Origin of the sequence: Agrobacterium sp. 33MFTa1.1 (assembly GCF_004328495.1) — a bacterium.
Taxonomy (GTDB): domain Bacteria; phylum Pseudomonadota; class Alphaproteobacteria; order Rhizobiales; family Rhizobiaceae; genus Agrobacterium; species Agrobacterium pusense.
Window position 1 is genome coordinate 2,004,065 of sequence record NZ_CP036358.1, and the last position, 17,140, is coordinate 2,021,204.

At 60.3% G+C, this 17,140-nt stretch carries 20 protein-coding genes; 11 read left to right on the plus strand and 9 right to left on the minus strand.

What is annotated here, in order from left to right; genetic code table 11:
* Nucleotides 1-4 precede the first annotated feature (4 nt).
* Nucleotides 5-907, minus strand: a complete 903-nt coding sequence (locus EYD00_RS10160; protein WP_004443357.1) for a branched-chain amino acid ABC transporter permease — start codon at nt 905-907, stop codon at nt 5-7.
* Nucleotides 908-1,242: 335 nt separating this feature from the next.
* On the opposite strand from EYD00_RS10160, the gene cysQ reads away from it, so the two are divergent.
* The 4 genes from cysQ (at nt 1,243) to EYD00_RS10180 (ending at nt 4,386) form a co-directional block, all read left to right on the plus strand.
* Nucleotides 1,243-2,031 (plus strand): 3'(2'),5'-bisphosphate nucleotidase CysQ, encoded by a 789-nt coding sequence (gene cysQ / locus EYD00_RS10165; protein WP_004443358.1) that lies wholly within the window; start codon nt 1,243-1,245, stop codon nt 2,029-2,031.
* A gap of 337 nt (nt 2,032-2,368) precedes the next feature.
* Nucleotides 2,369-3,409: a DUF2793 domain-containing protein gene (locus EYD00_RS10170; RefSeq protein ID WP_004443360.1), complete on the plus strand. Its 1,041-nt coding sequence runs from the start codon at nt 2,369-2,371 to the stop codon at nt 3,407-3,409.
* Nucleotides 3,410-3,600: 191 nt separating this feature from the next.
* The gene (gene sciP / locus EYD00_RS10175) at nt 3,601-3,876 is read left to right on the plus strand and encodes a CtrA inhibitor SciP (protein ID WP_003491799.1); all 276 of its coding nucleotides are present in this window, start codon (nt 3,601-3,603) and stop codon (nt 3,874-3,876) included.
* Between the two features lie 228 nt (nt 3,877-4,104).
* Nucleotides 4,105-4,386, plus strand: coding sequence for a GNAT family N-acetyltransferase (locus EYD00_RS10180; protein WP_004443362.1), 282 nt, complete (start codon nt 4,105-4,107; stop codon nt 4,384-4,386).
* 237 nt (nt 4,387-4,623) lie between these two features.
* Here the strand turns inward: EYD00_RS10180 and EYD00_RS10185 are convergent, their stop codons facing one another.
* Both EYD00_RS10185 and EYD00_RS10190 read right to left on the minus strand, forming a co-directional pair.
* Nucleotides 4,624-4,827 (minus strand): DUF1059 domain-containing protein, encoded by a 204-nt coding sequence (locus EYD00_RS10185; RefSeq protein ID WP_004443364.1) that lies wholly within the window; start codon nt 4,825-4,827, stop codon nt 4,624-4,626.
* Nucleotides 4,828-5,110: 283 nt separating this feature from the next.
* Entirely contained in the window at nt 5,111-5,461 is a 351-nt protein-coding gene (locus tag EYD00_RS10190; protein WP_003491821.1) for a flagellar export protein FliJ, read from the minus strand.
* 482 nt (nt 5,462-5,943) lie between these two features.
* Here EYD00_RS10190 and ctrA point away from each other — a divergent pair, with 482 nt between their 5' ends.
* Nucleotides 5,944-6,648 (plus strand): response regulator transcription factor CtrA, encoded by a 705-nt coding sequence (ctrA, locus tag EYD00_RS10195; protein ID WP_004443365.1) that lies wholly within the window; start codon nt 5,944-5,946, stop codon nt 6,646-6,648.
* A gap of 121 nt (nt 6,649-6,769) precedes the next feature.
* Nucleotides 6,770-7,297, plus strand: a complete 528-nt coding sequence (locus EYD00_RS10200) for a GNAT family N-acetyltransferase (RefSeq protein ID WP_004443368.1) — start codon at nt 6,770-6,772, stop codon at nt 7,295-7,297.
* 30 nt (nt 7,298-7,327) lie between these two features.
* On the opposite strand, the gene EYD00_RS10205 is transcribed toward EYD00_RS10200, so the two are convergent.
* The 4 genes from EYD00_RS10205 to chpT all read right to left on the minus strand — a co-directional run bounded on the left by EYD00_RS10205 (nt 7,328) and on the right by chpT (nt 9,919).
* On the minus strand, nt 7,328-8,374 hold the full coding sequence (locus tag EYD00_RS10205) for an alpha/beta hydrolase family protein (RefSeq protein WP_004443371.1): 1,047 nt from the start codon (nt 8,372-8,374) through the stop codon (nt 7,328-7,330).
* Nucleotides 8,375-8,506: 132 nt separating this feature from the next.
* Complete coding sequence (locus EYD00_RS26350; RefSeq protein WP_353619055.1) at nt 8,507-8,614, minus strand: DUF6616 family protein; 108 nt, start codon at nt 8,612-8,614, stop codon at nt 8,507-8,509.
* Between the two features lie 45 nt (nt 8,615-8,659).
* Nucleotides 8,660-9,187, minus strand: coding sequence for a GNAT family N-acetyltransferase (locus EYD00_RS10210; protein ID WP_034498705.1), 528 nt, complete (start codon nt 9,185-9,187; stop codon nt 8,660-8,662).
* An 84-nt stretch (nt 9,188-9,271) separates the two neighbouring features.
* Nucleotides 9,272-9,919: a histidine phosphotransferase ChpT gene (gene chpT / locus EYD00_RS10215; RefSeq protein ID WP_004443377.1), complete on the minus strand. Its 648-nt coding sequence runs from the start codon at nt 9,917-9,919 to the stop codon at nt 9,272-9,274.
* Between the two features lie 250 nt (nt 9,920-10,169).
* Between chpT and EYD00_RS10220 the strand changes: the two genes are divergently transcribed.
* Entirely contained in the window at nt 10,170-10,766 is a 597-nt protein-coding gene (locus tag EYD00_RS10220; protein WP_004443378.1) for a DUF1134 domain-containing protein, read from the plus strand.
* A gap of 310 nt (nt 10,767-11,076) precedes the next feature.
* Complete coding sequence (locus EYD00_RS10225) at nt 11,077-12,327, plus strand: coiled-coil domain-containing protein (RefSeq protein ID WP_004443381.1); 1,251 nt, start codon at nt 11,077-11,079, stop codon at nt 12,325-12,327.
* A gap of 236 nt (nt 12,328-12,563) precedes the next feature.
* On the opposite strand, the gene EYD00_RS10235 is transcribed toward EYD00_RS10225, so the two are convergent.
* Together EYD00_RS10235 and EYD00_RS10240 are read right to left on the minus strand one after the other, a co-directional pair.
* Nucleotides 12,564-13,418 (minus strand): TrmH family RNA methyltransferase, encoded by an 855-nt coding sequence (locus EYD00_RS10235; protein ID WP_004443382.1) that lies wholly within the window; start codon nt 13,416-13,418, stop codon nt 12,564-12,566.
* Entirely contained in the window at nt 13,408-13,800 is a 393-nt protein-coding gene (locus tag EYD00_RS10240; protein WP_004443384.1) for a hypothetical protein, read from the minus strand. The genes EYD00_RS10235 and EYD00_RS10240 overlap by 11 nt, the downstream gene beginning before the upstream one ends.
* A gap of 38 nt (nt 13,801-13,838) precedes the next feature.
* Here EYD00_RS10240 and EYD00_RS10245 point away from each other — a divergent pair, with 38 nt between their 5' ends.
* From EYD00_RS10245 to rpoH, 3 genes are all read left to right on the plus strand, one after another.
* A complete protein-coding gene (locus EYD00_RS10245) occupies nt 13,839-14,861 on the plus strand; it encodes an RluA family pseudouridine synthase (protein WP_004443388.1) in 1,023 nt (340 codons plus the stop codon).
* Nucleotides 14,862-15,083: 222 nt separating this feature from the next.
* Complete coding sequence (locus EYD00_RS10250) at nt 15,084-15,908, plus strand: class I SAM-dependent methyltransferase (RefSeq protein WP_004443391.1); 825 nt, start codon at nt 15,084-15,086, stop codon at nt 15,906-15,908.
* A 166-nt stretch (nt 15,909-16,074) separates the two neighbouring features.
* Entirely contained in the window at nt 16,075-16,977 is a 903-nt protein-coding gene (rpoH, locus tag EYD00_RS10255; RefSeq protein WP_004443393.1) for an RNA polymerase sigma factor RpoH, read from the plus strand.
* Nucleotides 16,978-17,140 lie beyond the last annotated feature (163 nt).

Consider the following 17,140-nt stretch of genomic DNA (forward strand, 5'->3'; position numbering starts at 1 on the left):
GGGATCACACCTTCTCGACTTCCGGGCGACCGAGGATGCCGGTCGGCTTGAAGATCAGCACGAAAGCCAGGATGCCGAAAGCCGCGACATCCTTGTAGGCGATGGAGAAATAGGCCGACCACAGCGATTCGATCAGGCCGATCAGGAGGCCGCCGAGAACAGCGCCCGGCAGCGAGCCGATGCCGCCCAGAACGGCTGCGGTAAATGCCTTGACGCCGGGAATGAAGCCGTCGCTGAAAGAGGCAACACCATAATACATCAGATACATGGTGCCGGCGACCGCGGCGAGTGCTGCACCCATGATGAAGGTGATGGAGATGGTCTTGTCGACATCAACGCCGAGCAGCGCCGCCATCTTGCGATCCTGTTCGGTGGCGCGCTGCGCCCGGCCGAGCGGGGTCTTGTTGACGATGTACCAGAAGGCGAAGAGCAGCACCGAAGTGACGACCATGATGATCAGCTGCTTCAGCGACACGGTGATGGCGCCGAAATGATAGCTTTCGGTCACCAGCGACGGGATCGGCTTGTTGCGTGGACCCTGCGTGACCTGAATGAAGTTGGACAGCGCGATCGACATGCCGATGGCAGTGATCAGCGGCGCAAGACGGAAGGAGCCTCTGAGCGGGCGGTAGGCGACGCGTTCGATCACCCAGTTCCACAGGCCGGTCATCAGCATGGCGACGACCATCATCAGAAGCAGAAGAAGCGCCACCGGAATGCCGGCGACAAAGGATGTCACGATCAGGAAAACGATCAGCGCGGCGAAGCCGCCGAGCATGAAAATATCGCCATGGGCGAAGTTGATCATGCCGATGATGCCGTAAACCATCGTATAGCCGATAGCGATGAGGCCGTAGATCGATCCAAGAGTCAGCCCGTTTATGAGCTGCTGGATAAAATACTCCATGTCTTTCCCCCGGGCACGACCTCAAATGGGCCACGCCTCGTTATGTTAATTATAGGGGCGCCCTTGCAGGCAGACCCCCACCCTCAAAATGCATATCGTGTTCGTTAAAAATGTGAAGTCAAAAACGGGCGATCCTGCACAAAATTTGGAATTTCCACACCAGCTGCCGCTTTCACGATCAGAAGAGCCATGATTTTGGCAGGAAGTGCTGAAAAAATGACGGTCGAATGCTTATTTTAGCATTGTCCAACGCCATTATTTGACGGGCAGCGGGCAAAGGAGTAGCGAAGATCGGAACGGCGATATCCCGCAGACGGGATTCAATTGGCAAAGAGATGATCGACATATTGACGAAAGCGGCGCTGGACGCCGGGCAGGCCATCATGGCGGTCCACCGTGCCGGCCCGCACGTGTCGTACAAGGATGACTGCTCGCCGGTGACGGAAGCCGATCAGCGTGCCGAAGCGATCATTCTTGCGGCCCTGGCCGCCCATTTTTCCGATATACCGGTGGTTGCCGAAGAGGCCGTGTCGAGTGGCATCCTGCCGGAAACCGGAGCGGAATTCTTTCTCGTCGATCCGCTGGATGGAACCAAGGAGTTCATTTCCGGCAAGGATGATTTCACCGTCAACATCGCGCTCATCCGCAACGGCGCTCCGGTGGCCGGTGTGGTTTACGCCCCCTGTCGCGGACAGGCGTGGACCGGCGAGGGCAACGCCGCCGAAAAACTCGCCATATCGGCCGAAGGCGTCATCCTGTCGCGCCACCCCATCCGGGCCCGCCAGCGCGGCGCTTCCCCCGTGGCGCTGATCAGCCGCTCGCACTGCACCGCACGAACGGAAGCCTTCGTGGCCGAACATGGACTGAAGGACTGTATTTCTGTCGGCTCGTCGCTGAAATTCTGCATGCTGGCGGAGGGTGCCGCCGATATCTACCCGCGCTTCAGCCGCACCATGATGTGGGACACGGCGGCGGGCGACGCCGTGCTGCGCGCCGCCGGCGGCCGGACGCTGGACTGCTCGGGCCTTCCGCTAACCTATGCGGTGAAGGGCGATGGCGAGGATGCGCTGGCCAATCCGGATTTCATTGCCGAAGGGGCGATGGCGGTGGAACACGCGGGGTAACGGGCGCTCGGCGTTTGCTGCGGCTCTTGCGACGGGCGGCATTGGTGAGCTTCGGTGTGTGTGGCTTTACCCCCTCTGCCCTGCCGGGCATCTCCCCCTCAAGGGGGGAGATCGACTCGCGGATAGGTCTCCCCCCATCTCAATGTTTGCGAATGAAGTGGCGGTAGCGCTTCCTGCCGATCTCCCCCTTGAGGGGGAGATGCCCGGCAGGGCAGAGGGGGGTAAAGCCACACACACCAAGGCCCCCCAAAAAATAATTAACCCCCGCTCATCCCCACCCCACGCCACCACCTCACAATGCCCCCGCAACGAAACACCGCAGCGCGGAAGGCACATCATGACCGAACAGACGGCGAGACTTCAGCTTCCCTATATCCTCCCCTCGCAGGCGCAGAAACACGTCACCCACAACGAGGCGCTGCAACGGCTCGACGCGATCGTGCAGCTGGTCGTCAAGGCTGTGGTTGCCGCACCGCCCGAAAACGCCGCCGAGGGAGATTGTTTCCTCCTCTCCGCCGACGCTACCGGCGATTGGGCCGGCAAGGGCGGCAGGCTCGCCTTCCGGCAGGATGGCGCGTGGCTCTCGATCACACCGCAGCCCGGCTGGACGGCATGGTTTGCGGCCGAAAGCAGATATCGCGTCCTGCGCGACGGCGGCTGGCGTGACCTGCCACTGCCGGCCACCGGCCGGCTGGAAAGCATGGGAATCGGCACGGAGGCCGATGCCGTCAACCGGCTGGCGCTCGCCTCCCCCGCCAGCCTTTTCACCCACCCGCAGGATGACGGCAGCCACCGCATGACGATCAACAAGGCGGGCCGGGCCGATACAGCCTCATTGCTGTTCCAGTCCGGCTGGAGCGGCCGCGCGGAAATGGGCCTGGCCGGAAATGACGGGTTTTCGATCAAGGCCAGCACGGACGGGACCTCATGGCACACCGCCATAGTCTGCAGCGGCGATGGTCGCGTCTCGATGCCCAACCGCCCGCTCGCCGTCGCTGGCCTGCCGGCGGGCACAACGAAGCCGGCCAATGGCTCTGCCGCCGGTTTTTCCGTGCTCTCCCTCGCTGAGGGCGGCTTTGCCCTCGGTGATGCGGCAAGTGGTGGTGGGCGCGACCTGGTGGTGCCAGCGAAGGGCCTCTATCTGGCCATATTGACGCTTGCCGTGGTCTCGTCTTCCGGCCACCGGGTGACGCTGTTGATCAACGGCGCGGCGGCCGATTTCGGCATCGCGGGCAATGTGTCAGACTCAGGCGCGTCGCAGTCGGCAACCGCCTTCCTTCGCCTCGATGCCGGCGACCGCCTGCGGCTGCACCATGAGGGAACGGTGGAATTGACCCAGGGCAACGGCAAAACGTGCCTTTCGCTTGCGTGGATCTGATCTGGACAACCGATGAGAGAGAAAAATTGCGATTTTTGGAAAAATTTTTCCCCGACAAAATAAGGCGACTCGAACAAATCAGGCGAAACCGTTCAAATTCTTAATAAATTGTCACGAGCTGCTTAGGCAATTTTTAAAGGTACGGGGCTAAAGTTCCCGTCATATGGTCTTGAGTTTGTATAGAGTGTCCAATGACCGAAATGATACGCCCACGAGTTAAATATGTCATCGGCCCCGATGGCAGCCCTCTGACGATTGCGGATCTTCCGCCTGCCAATACCCGGCGCTGGGTCATTCGCAGAAAGGCAGAGGTTGTTGCCGCCGTGCGCGGTGGACTGTTGAGCCTCGAAGAGGCCTGCGAGCGTTATACGCTCACCGTTGAAGAATTCCTGTCCTGGCAGTCCTCGATTGCCGATCATGGCCTTGCCGGCCTGCGCACCACGCGCATTCAGCAATACCGCCACTGAGAAAGTGCGCCGGCGCGCCAAAGGCGCCCAACGCCGGATTTTCAAAACGCCCCGTCAGTTTATCGACGGGGCTTTCGGTTTGATTTCGGATTTTTCATTCAGAACCATGCCTGCTGACGGTGAGAGATTGTCACCGGTTTGTGTCCGCTGCGTTCGCTATCCCGCTGTTTCAATTCGGGCGCAAGCCGCTACAGTGGAGATACGAACAGCAATGGGAAGGCAGAGATAATGGATATCAAGACAACCGAAACCGGATCGCGCGGCGAATATCTCGCAACCGTCGACGGCCATACGGCGGAAATGACCTATTCCCGCACCTCCCCTTCCCTCATCATCATCGATCATACCGGCGTGCCCGATGCGCTTCGCGGCAAAGGCGTCGGCCAGGCACTTGCCGCCCACGCCATCGATGAAGCCCGCAAGGGCGGCTGGAAGATCATTCCGCTCTGCCCCTTCTTCAAGGCCCAGACCCTGCGCCATCCAGACTGGGCCGATGTTATCCAGGGCTAAGCGCGCTTTATCCTCTGTCTGAGGGCAGAAGTCGCAAGCGTCGCGGCATATTTCTTCTCCCCGCCGGGGAGAAGGTAGCCCGAAGGGTCGGATGAGGGGGAAACGCCAGTAATATGCGGAGAACTTGCCCCCTCGTCCCGCTGCCGCGAACTTCTCCCCGGCGGGGAGAAGAAAAAAGCGGCTTACGCTTAATCCCTCACAGCCGTTGCAAATATCGCGTCATTTCATAAATGCGTGTCACGCCACCTTCAACGGTGGGGTCCCGGCATGCATGCTCCGGCGGACCTCTTCCCGGAATTCGAGCGTATCCTTTGCGCCGTGCACGGCCACGGCATGCTGCACGGCCGCCTCCATCAGCTCCTCCTGGGAATCGGCCGAAATGGCAACGGTGCATCTGCTGTCACTGGGAAATTCACGGCAATCGATATATTGGCGGGCCATTTTTTCCTCCCTGCAATGGCCGCCCGCACCCGCACGGGTGCGTGCGCGTAAAAGCCTCCGGCTCACGGTCGGAACCCCTGTAAAATACGCCTTTCCGCATGTCCGGACAATCGAAATCGGGGCGGCCGCCCCGTCGTGGCGCGCTGGTGAAGCAGCAAGGCAAAAGGCCGCCCTGATGGAGCGGCCTTTCGAAAAAAAGCATGTCGTCCCGTCATTGAAAGCCGCCTCCTGATCCACCGGCAGCCGTCAATGAGGACGAGGTTCGTCAGTTCTGCGCCACCTGTCAGGCGCGGGCGCGGATGGCTCCGTCGCGGTTTTCCAGTGCGGCGGCCTTTTCATATTCGGCCTGCACCTCTTCCAGCGATGCCTCGGCGGCCTCCTGCTGGGCCTTCAGTTCCCGGATGGAAACCTGAAGATTATCCGCCCGCTGGCGCGCGGCCTTGGCGAAGGTCGGATAGGCGAAATGCGTCGGATCGGTAATGCCCGACTTGCTCTCTTCCAGAGAGATCTGATGCACCAGTTCCTTTGCCATCCGCTCGAATTCGGACATCATCTGCTGCAGCTGGTTAAGCTGCCTGCGTTTTTCATTAACCTGAAATTCCTTCAGGCGAACCAGGCTGTCACGCGACTTCATACGCAATACTCCATGGATAGCGAGACCCGGATCAAAAAGGGCACTATGCCCCCTCGACCGGCCCGTTTAACCCGCCCTTTCAACCGGCCGGGTTAACCCGTTGTGCCGGAATGATTCCCGAAAGTTACCCGGCGTTAATAAAAAACCGCCGCCGTTAACCTTTCGTTTACGGGCATCGTTAATGATAAACACGATCATTTAAGGGTCGGTAAATGCCAGGTCCAAAAAAATGGGCCAGACGATGTAAGAGTCGATTGAATCACTTAGCGGGAAATCCTCACGTTAAGCTTCAATTTTGGCGATGGTGGATTCACGTGCAAAAACAGCGAAATGCCTAGTTTGCTTAATAAATTCGATACACCTTGCCAAAGGCAATTAGAATTTGTTAACCATTTGGTGGCAGCCTGCAAATCAGGCAACGTCTGGATCCGCATCGCGCGAGGCAATGTTTTACCGGTTCGCGGGCGGCAAAGGGGATAATTATGCGGGTTCTACTGATTGAAGACGACAGCGCGACAGCGCAGAGCATTGAACTGATGCTGAAGTCGGAAAGCTTTAACGTTTACACGACCGACCTCGGTGAGGAAGGCGTGGACCTTGGCAAGCTTTACGACTACGACATTATTCTTCTCGACCTTAACCTCCCCGACATGTCGGGTTACGAGGTGCTGAGAACGCTTCGGCTTTCCAAGGTCAAGACGCCGATCCTCATCCTGTCCGGCATGGCCGGCATTGAGGACAAGGTTCGCGGCCTCGGCTTTGGCGCAGACGATTACATGACGAAGCCGTTCCACAAGGACGAGCTTGTTGCCCGCATTCACGCAATCGTCCGCCGTTCCAAGGGCCATGCGCAGTCGGTCATCTCCACCGGCGAGCTGATCGTCAATCTCGATGCCAAGACGGTTGAAGTGGGCGGCCAGCGCGTTCACCTGACCGGCAAGGAATATCAGATGCTTGAGCTGCTTTCGCTGCGCAAGGGCACGACGCTGACCAAGGAAATGTTCCTGAACCACCTTTATGGCGGCATGGACGAGCCGGAACTGAAGATCATCGACGTCTTCATCTGCAAGCTGCGCAAGAAGCTGGCAAACGCCGCCGGCGGCGCGAACTACATCGAAACCGTCTGGGGCCGCGGTTATGTTCTGCGCGAGCCGGATGGCTCGACGGAATATCTCGAAACCGCCTGATTCCTGCTGGAACAGGGCTGTTTTAAAAGACCCGCTGGAAACGGCGGGTTTTTTGTTGACTGCGGGTCGCGGCAGGTCGGCAACGGCGTCCCGCTCAGGCGGAGGCGCGAGAGGACAATAAATGACGGACACAATCCCCACCCTCGTGACAAATCGCCTTAACCTTCGCCCACCGCGAATGGACGATTTCCCGGCCTATCGTGATTTCATGGCGTCACCGCGCTCCACCGGCGTCGCCGGACCGCATGATCTCGCCGCCGCATGGGCCATGTTCTGTCAGGACAGGGCATTGTGGTCGTTCTTCGGTCACGGCGCGCTGATGATCGATCTCGCCGAGAGCGGCGAATGCATCGGTCAGGTCGGCATCAATCACGGCCCCCTCTATCCCGAGAAGGAACTGGGCTGGCTGCTTTACGACGGTCATGAAGGCAGGGGTTATGCGGCGGAAGCCGCAACGGCGCTGCGGGACTGGGCCTTCGATACGCTGAAGCTTCCAACCCTCGTCAGCTATGTCAGCGCAGGCAACCGCCAATCCGCGGCCGTTGCGGAGCGAATCGGCGGGGTGCTGGACATTGCCGCGCCGCGCCCGCTGCCATCCGATCTGGTCTATCGCCATGATGTGCGAAGGGATCGGCATGCAAGGACGTGATCGATAGAGCCGCATTTATGCGGCCCGTCTTTATTTTAAAGCGTCACGCAGAAAGGTCGTGACTGCACCACGGATCTCCTGATGCAGTGCCGCCCTGTCTCTTCCGCCACCGCTGCGGCATATGAATGCTTCATTGGGCGATTCTTCCAGCAGGCGTTTTTCGCCATCTTCCTTGCATATCTGCATGAAACTCAAATGGGTGGCGTCCGGTATCACATGATAGGTGGTCGTCGCCTTTGGCAGAAGAGCGGCGACACGGTCTGAATCGGCTTTGATCGCCGCAATCTCCGGCGTTTCCACGCCAGCGGCCATCACCAGAACCGGAACGTCCACCTGTCGCAACGTCTCAGGCAAAAAGCCCGCCGCCGGGCCCAGATCAAGCGAAACGACAGCGCGAATACGGTTATCATACCTACTCATTGAGAGGCGCGGATCGGCCTTTCCACCACCGATAATTCCCACCTTGCTTAAGAGCCGGTTGGCTTTGCATTGCGGCGGCAGCGGCGTCACATCGCAACCTTCAAGAGCCAGATCGGCACTATATCTTGCGCCTGCAAGTTCCATCGCGGTCCAGCCGCCGAGCGAATGGCCGATGACTGCGATGCGCCGACTGTCGATGCGCCCGGCAAGCGCCTCATCTTTGAGGAGCGCTGTCAGGACCGTACTGATGGCGCGTGGCCTTTCCCAAAGTGCCACCACCTCGTTTCCCTTCTGCGCCTCGAAATCTTCGCCAGCATGATCGGGTGCGGCGACGACATAACCATCATGCACCAGTTCACCCGCAAGCCAGTTGAGGTTGCGCCAGCTGCCGCCGTAACCATGAGACAGCAGCACAAGCGGGTGAGAACCCGGGGCACGGGAGGCGTCCAGGAGAACATCAAGCCCGAAAAATATGGCGTTCTCGCCGACAGTCTCCGCTTTCCCGGAAGACGTGGTTGGATACCACTTTGAAACTGCGAGAGTTTTTCCGCCCTGATCAGCCGGCAACTCAATCTGTTTGAAACCTACGGCCTCTTTGGCGGTCACGCTTGCGGTCAGCGCGAAAAGGAGCATTGCAGCTAGTGTCAGTATGCGCATGTTTGTCTCTCCGTTGGTCTGGACGGAGAAAAGATTGGCTTATCCGATTGCTGGAGAGACCTTGAACGCGCTCGTCGTCGTGCTCGATCGTGATCGAGGCCGTCGCGGCAACGGCCAGGTTCACGTGGCGGATCAGATCGCTGCAAGCTGCTGGAGATGGCCTGTCATGCCGACACCCTCCCCGCCCGAACTCACCGTATCGAAGTAGTCGTGCCAGCCGCTCTCGGCGGTTGCCTCCACTACTATGAGTCAAAGCCCTTTGTCCGTGCTTTGGACATCGTGGAGTTAGGGTGTCCTGATCCGCTCGAAAAGCCGCACGGGGCTTTCCCGGAAGGTCGTCTCCCGGAAAGGGCGGAAGCCGAAGCGGGTGGCGATTGCGAGGGAGGGTACGTTGAGCGGATCGATCATGCACACGATCCGGTTCGACATGCCCTGCGTGTCGAACCAGCCAAGCGCGGCCTGCACGGCTTCGCTCGCCACGCCCTTGCCCGTCAGATCCCTGTCGATCTTCCACATGGCCTCCGCTGCGGTGTCGAAATCCGCGCCATGTCCGCGGCGCATATGGGCGAGACCCACCTCGCCGACGATTCGTCCCGTGGACAGTTCCTCGACCACGAAGGGCCCGAAACCGAAGACGGACCAGTGGCCGATGAAACGCAAAAGCCGCGCGAAAGCGAGTTCGGGATCGAGCGGCGATATTGAGTTCACCCCCGGAATGGGTTGAACGGCCGCGCTCCAGAAAGCGCAATAACGCGCTTCGTCCTCGATGGCGTGCGGCCGAAGACAAAGACGCGCGGTTTCGACACGAATCATGAGACCTCCCCTGGAAACGAAAAAGGGCCGGGCGCTGGCAAAACCGGCCCGACCCCTGATGGCATCACTGTCGCATTGAAACGATCACGCCGCGATCGTCTTTGCCGTGAAGACGATACGATCGTCATGCACCTTGTATTCCACCGTCATATTGGCCTCCTCGGCCAGAAGCAGTGTGTAATAGGGCTGAACGGAATGGGCGTCGACCGCCTCTTCCAGCCTGCCCTCGTAGATTTCCACGAACTTGCCCGGCACGCGCATCATCCGGCCCTTGACGGTGATTTCGAACTTGGCGTCGCCATCGGGGTTTTCAAGCAGCACATCCACATTGCCACCGCGCGGTATCGCGCCATAGGCCACGAGGAAGAGGTTGAGCAGAAGCTTGACGCGGTTCTTGGCAACGATGGCGCGCGGGCCGTTCCAGCTGACTTCCGCCTTCTTTTCGGCCTCTGCAAAATCCTTGGCGGCCTTCTCGGCCTCGCCGGTATCGATCGACGCGCCGGCGGAACCGGAAGCACCGAAAGCAAGGCGGGCGAACTTCAGCCGCACGGATGCGTTAAGGGCTGACGTGCGGATGAGATCGAGCGCATCGTCATCCGTGCCGCCCTCGTCCAGCAGTTCGAGGCCGTTATTGATGGCGCCGACAGGAGAAATCACATCATGGCACACACGGCTGCACAGAAGGGCCGCCAGATCGGGACCGGACAGCGTGATATTGAGTTTGCTGGTCATAAAATTCTCTCCTGCGCAAGGGAGGCGCGGACGGTGTGGAAATTGTTAAGCCATAATGACACCATATTTGGTAAACCGATTGTTAATAGGATGGTTTCAAAATGCCAAATGCCTTAACAGGCCACACTGGAGCCCCGTGTATCCGCCAGGATGCGCGAAACATGCTGTAGAACTTTGACTCTGCGCGTCGGCCCTTTCGAAACCGATTCGGATTTTCGAACCGACGCGCTAACGAAACAGACGGACGGACATGACGATGCGCCTTAAGAAAACCCGCACCATTGCACGCCTCGGACTGGGAAAGATCGTCGCGCTCCTCGCGAGCCTGCTGATATGGGTCGCACCGGCCGCGGCCCAGAACAGCGATCAATATTCTTTCCAGGAAGTCGTGGATGCAGGCCACGGATTCTTCGGCGAAACCACCGGCGGCCTTGCCAAGGTGGTGGAGCGCGCCTTCCAGCAATACGGTCTTCCGAACGGTTACATTCTCGGCCAGGAGGGCTCCGGCGCCTTCGTTGCCGGCCTCACCTATGGCGAGGGCACGCTTTACACCAAGAATGCCGGCCAGCACCCCGTCTTCTGGCAGGGACCGTCGCTCGGCCTCGATTACGGCGGCCAGGGCACCCGCGCCATGATGCTGGTCTACAATCTGCCCTCGGTTGATTCGCTCTATCGCCGTTACGGCGGCGTCAGCGGCTCCGCTTTCATCGTCGCCGGCGTCGGCATGACCTATCTGAAAAGCAGCGAAGTCACGCTCGCCCCCATCCGCACCGGCATCGGCGCACGCCTCGGCATCAATGTCGGTTACCTGAAGCTCACCCAGCAGCCGACCTGGAACCCCTTCTGATTCGCTGAGGTCTAACCGGAGCTAACGGTGGTCTATAGGATGAGGCATTGCGGCAGCTTTCTTCTCCCCGCCGGGGAGAAGGTGGCCCGAAGGGTCGGATGAGCGGGCAACCTTGCCGTATCTCATAACTCTCGCCCCCTCATACCGCTGCCGCGGACTTCTCCCCCTCGGGGAGAAGAAACAAGCGGCAAGGTCCCGCCCACGAATTGCCAAAGGGAAACCCCTCCCCACGGTTGCAATAATAGCGTAACGTGTTTTCGCGCCCCTCTTTCCGAATGCGCGCGTATCTGAGTTTCGGAGACTGTAAAGCGTGATCGAATATGCCATTCTCTTCGGATTGGGTTTTCTCACCGCAACACTGCTGGCCCTGTTGATCGCACCTGCGATCCACCGCCGCATCGTCGCTTATACGGAAAACCGCATACGCGCGACAATGCCCATCAGCCCGCAGGAAGTCCGCGCCCAGAAGGACATGGCGCGTGCGCTCTACGCCGCCGAAAACGCCAAGGTCCGCCAGGAACTGGAAACGGAGCGGGAAAAGAACACCTCGCTCCGCCTCGCCAACGAGGCCGCTTCCAGCGATGCCTATCGCCTCGGCGAGCAGAACCGCAGCTTTTCCCTGAAGATCGAAGAGCTGACGCTGGAGATCGGCGAATTGCGCGCCGCACTTGACGCCAGCGAAGAGCGCGCCGGCATCATCCAGGCCAACCTCCTGCAGCAGGAGCAGGCTGCCAATGAGCGCGCCAGCCAGATGTCCGATCTCACCGCCCGCCTCACCAACCTGACGCGCGAACTTGATGATTCGAAAATCCTCGCCGCCACCCGCGATCTCGAAGCCGAACAGGCCAAACAAAGCGCCACACGCTTCCGAAAGGAAGGCGAGACCGTCACCCGCGAGCTTCAGGATATCGCCAGCCGCAACCGGGAAGCGATGGAAGCCGTGGCGCGCGAAAGCCGCAAGGTAACGAGGCTTGAGGAGCAACTGGCCAGCACCATCGCCAAAAACGCCGACCTCGACACGATGCTGACCCTGCGCAACCAGGAGGTCGCGCGCCTCAAGGAACAGTTGGCCGCAACCGGCGGCCGCAGCAACGACATGATCATCCGCCTGCCGAACCCCGCTGTTCCCGCCGAAAAGCCGGTTGAGCGGCAGCAAGCCGCAGCGCCGGCCCCTGCCGCCACGCTCGAAACCGCGCCCACCATCGAGACGGACGCACAACAGACGGTAGCCCCAGAGGATGCCGCCCCGGCCTCCCCGCCAGAGGAGCCGGGCGCACAGCCGGGCGCATCGGCACCGGAAGGTCTGGAACAGGAAATCGAGGATATCCGCAATCAGGGCACCGCGCTCACCGAGCGCCTGTTGAATGTGCGTGGTACCGGTAATGACGAGCCCATCCGCCGCGAAATCGCGAGGATCGCCGCCGAGATGATCGCGCTGACAGCCGCGCAGGAGGGTGAGGCATCGCCTATTCCGGGGCTGCTGGCCAAGGCGTCTGGTTCATCGGGGCGGGAGAGCCTTGCGAAGCGGGCGAAGGTGGTGATGGAGAAGCGGAAGCGTTAGGTACTCGGTGTATGCCGCTTCACCCCCCTCTGCCCTGCCGGGCATCTCCCCCACAGGTGGGGAGATCGATATGCGGCAAGGTTTTGCCCATCTCAACGTTAGAGAATGAAGTGGCGATATCGCGTCTTGCCGATCTCCCTCCTTGTGGGGGAGATGTCCGGCAGGACAGAGGGGGGTAAACCCCACCCACCAAGGCAAGCGTAAACTTCATCCGCAAAGATGGCGTTAAGCACTCCTCACACCCGCCCGATCACCCCCGCCATCTGATAAAGCGCCAGCCCCGAAGCCGTCCCCGCATTCAAGCTATCCAGCTGCGGCGACTGCGCAATCCGCGCCGTATGAAACCGCGACAGCACCGATTGCGGCAACCCGTCGCCTTCCGTGCCGATGACGAGCGCCATGCGTTCAGCGCGGGGAATATCGCGGATTTCGGTCTCGCCACCGGGCGAAAGGCTCCAGATCGCAAAACCGGCTGCCGCGAGCCGCTCCAGCATCTCCACTGCCCCGCCGCCGCGATGATAGGGAACCGACAGCACCGACCCCACGGAAACCCGCAGCGCCTTGCGATAGAGCGGGTCGCAGCACGTCTCGTCCAGCAGCACCGCATCGGCATAAAAGGCTGCGGCGTTGCGAAACATCGCGCCGAGATTATCGTGGTTGGAAATGCCGCAGCCAACGAGCACCAGGGAGGACGCAGGAAGTGCTGCCGTCATCTCTTCCAGGCCGTCATCGCGCACCCGCCGCCCGAGCGCCAGAATGCCGCGATGCAGGTGGAAACCGACGATACCATCCAGCACCGGCGCTTCGGCCACATAAACGGGCACATCTTCGGGGAAATCGGAAAGAATATCCGCAACGCCGGAAAGCCGGTTGCGCAGGATCAGGATGCTCTCCGCCGCAAAGGCCCCACCCGCCTTGTGGGCGGCGGCCAGCATGCGCAGCACCACCGTGCCTTCGGCGATGAAACGCCCCTGCCGGCCGGTGAGATCACGCTCGCGAATATCGCGAAAGGCGGCAATGCGCGGATCGGCCGGGTCATCGACCGGAATCAGCGCCCGCCCATCCAGCAGGTTATTGACCTCACTGGCCATCAACAGTCACGTCGGCCAGGAACCGGCCGCTGGCGACGTTGAAGACCAGCGCCTTGCGCGTGCCGTTGGCCAGCCGGCCGTAAAACAGCATGTCACCGCCGGAATAGCTGACATTGTCGATCGTGAAGCCCTGCGGCAGGCTGGCGGTGACGGCCATCGGGCCACTACCAGTGGGAACGGCGAGGTTCGGCGCTTCCGTCTGCGTCTGAACGGCCTTCGACGGCCCCATCGCCTTGTAGACAACCGCACCGAAGACAGCCATAAGGCTGATAAACATCACGGAGCCCGACACGATCTGCAAACGGATCATCTTGCGGCGAACTTTTTCCATGGCCGGATCAAGCGGCTTGTCTTCCTGTTCGTCTTGCTCGATCTGCGTCATCGGGTTCCCTGAAATGCTGATGGATCGGAAAAATAAGAATGAACGACCCCTTTAAACAAGGCGGAGACGCAAGGAAAGTCCTGATTGCCGGGGAAGACGCCGAAGGCCGCCTCGATTCCTGGCTGGCGGGCGAAGTGGGCAGCGACTTCTCCCGCAGCCGCCTGAAGGCGCTGATCGAACAGGGCGCGGTTTCCCTCAACGGCAAGCCGGTGACCGAGCCGAAAAAGAAGGTGCATCCCGGCGACCGTATCGAGATCGTCATGCCCGAGCCGGAAGACCCGGAACCCAAGGGCGAGGACATTCCCCTCAACGTGGAATATGAGGATGAAGACCTGATCGTGCTCGTCAAGCCCGCCGGCCTCGTCGTGCATCCCGGCGCCGGCAACTGGACGGGAACGCTGGTCAACGCCCTCATTCATCATTGCGGCGACAGCCTCTCCGGCATTGGCGGCGTCAAGCGCCCGGGCATCGTACACCGGCTGGACAAGGAAACGTCAGGTGTCATGGTCGTTGCGAAGAACGACAACGCCCACCGGCATCTGGCCGCGCAATTTGCCGACCATGGCCGCACCGGGCCGCTGGAACGCGCCTACAAGGCCATCGTCTGGGGCCGCCCGCGCACGCTGCGTGGCACAATCGACGCAGCGCTCGGCCGCAGCGTCGACCGCACCAAACGCGCCGTCAAGCACGAGGATTCGGATGATGCCCGCGAGGCAATCACCCATTACGAGGTAGTCGAGCGTTATCACGAGCGGCCGGACGCCACCTGTCTCGCCTCGATGGTGGAATGCCGTCTCGAAACGGGCCGCACCCACCAGATCCGCGTGCACATGGCCCATATCGGCCATCCGCTGATCGGCGATCCCGAATATGGCGCGGCCTTCCGTACCAAGGCGAACCTTCTGGAAGAACCGGCAAAGAGCATCGTCGGGCGCTTTCCGCGCCAGGCACTGCATGCCTATCTGCTCGCTTTCGAACACCCCCGCACCGGCGAGGTGATGGAGTTCGAAACCGAGCTTCCAGAAGACATGGAAGCCTTGGTCGCCGCATTGCGTGCCTGAAAACGCCTGGCGCAGTTCCAAAAAACTGCGCCGCACATTTCGCCGGAAGCTTCGGATAACAAAAAAAGATTAGCGGAACGCGATATTCTGCCGACGGTCCTCTTCATAGACCGCCCCAATTTCGCTTTAATCCTCGCACCTCCTTTGCCTCGCAAAGCCTTGAACCGCCGCACGTTCGAACTGCCTTGAACGGAGCCGGCACGATGACGGGATCGCGTGCGCATGACGATTAAAGACCGCCGGTTTATATTCCAGGAGCTGCGCAGCGTCGAAGGTTACATCGACCCGCCGGATGCGCTCGTCTTCAAGGCACTTCTGCAGGCGCAGACGAAAAGCGCCCTTAGTGGCGGCATCGCGGAAATCGGCGTCTATTACGGTCGCTCCTATTTCCTGCTGCGCAAATTCGCGCAGAGCCAGGAAAAGGTGCTGGGCGTCGATCTTTTCGATCTGGACCCGCCGCAAGACGGCAGCCTCGACCAGTATGAACGCCTGATGGAAAACGGCCGCCGGCTGGGTTTCACAATGGATCGGGACCTTATCATCAAGGGTGACAGCACGCGGCTGACACCAGACGACATCACGTCCCGCATCGGTCCGGCACGCTTTTTCAGTATTGATGGTGGCCATCACCTGCATCACGTGCTGGCCGATGCGAAACTGGCCATGGAGGTGATCGCGCCGCACGGCATCATCGTTTTTGATGACACCTTCAACCCCGCCTGGCCGGAAGTGACGGTGGGTGTCGCCGATTTCCTGCGCACCCACGGCCACAGCCTCGTTTGCTTCGGCATGACGAAATACAAGACCTATGTGTGCCACCGCGAATTTCACGCAACCTATGCGCAGGCCATTGCCATCGATCCGGACCTGCAGGCGCTTGCCCATGTCGAGACGCAGTTCCTCGGCGCGAAGGTGGTGCGTCTGCACAATCCGATGCGCAGACGGGTGATGTATGAGCTGATGGTGCGCTCCGGCCTTGGCGGTTTTTCGGAACGAATTTACCGCTCGAAAGTTAAACAGATCAAAGAAGGGGTCGCCTCGACATAACGCATGTGTGAACGCAGCGTTCGCTTGAAACGCGGCGTGAGCGTACATATCTGTCACATGGGTTCGTGCGGGGTCGGTAACGACCCGCAACTTACGGCGCGCCTCCGGCGGGTTATTCGCCGATCAAAGAGGGTGCCGTTCCAGACCATAGATAAGGGGGTGCTTTATGGCCCGCAATAGTTTGCCTACGATTACAGCCGGCGAAGCCGGTCTCAATAGATATCTCGACGAAATCCGCAAATTTCCGATGCTGGAGCCGCAGGAAGAGTACATGCTTGGCAAGCGTTACGCCGAGCATGGCGACCGCGACGCCGCCCACAAGCTCGTCACCAGCCACCTGCGTCTCGTTGCCAAGATCGCCATGGGTTACCGTGGTTACGGCCTGCCGATCGGCGAAGTCGTTTCCGAAGGGAATGTCGGCCTGATGCAGGCGGTGAAGAAATTCGATCCGGAACGCGGATTCCGTCTGGCCACCTATGCAATGTGGTGGATCAAGGCCTCGATCCAGGAATATATCCTGCGCTCGTGGTCGCTGGTGAAGATGGGCACAACCGCCAACCAGAAGCGTCTGTTCTTCAACCTGCGCCGTCTGAAGGGCCGCATCCAGGCCATCGACGATGGCGACCTGAAGCCGGAGCATGTCAAGGAAATCGCGACGAAGCTGCAGGTGTCGGAAGAAGAAGTCATCTCGATGAACCGCCGCCTGCATGGCGACGCATCGCTGAATGCGCCGATCAAGGCGTCCGAAGGCGAGTCCGGCCAATGGCAGGACTGGCTGGTGGATGACCATGACAGCCAGGAAGACGTGCTGATCGAGCAGGACGAACTGGAAACCCGCCGCCGCATGCTGGCGAAAGCCATGGGCGTGCTGAACGACCGCGAACGCCGCATCTTCGAGGCCCGCAGACTTGCCGAGGAGCCGGTGACGCTGGAAGAACTCTCCTCAGAGTTCGACATCAGCCGCGAGCGCGTTCGCCAGATCGAAGTCCGTGCCTTTGAGAAGGTGCAGGAAGCGGTGCAGAAGGAAGCGCTGGAAGCGGCGCGCGCCCTGCGCGTGGTGGATGCGTAAGACAGCCCGCTCATGACGCCAATGCGCTGACCATGAATCATCCTCGGCCTTCGGCCGGGGATTTTTTGTTGGTAAAAGGCGGGCGATAGGAAATGGTCTGCCTCTGAGACCGACGATAGTGCTGGAGGAAAACCGGTAGGAAAAATATCGATGCTTCAGAGGA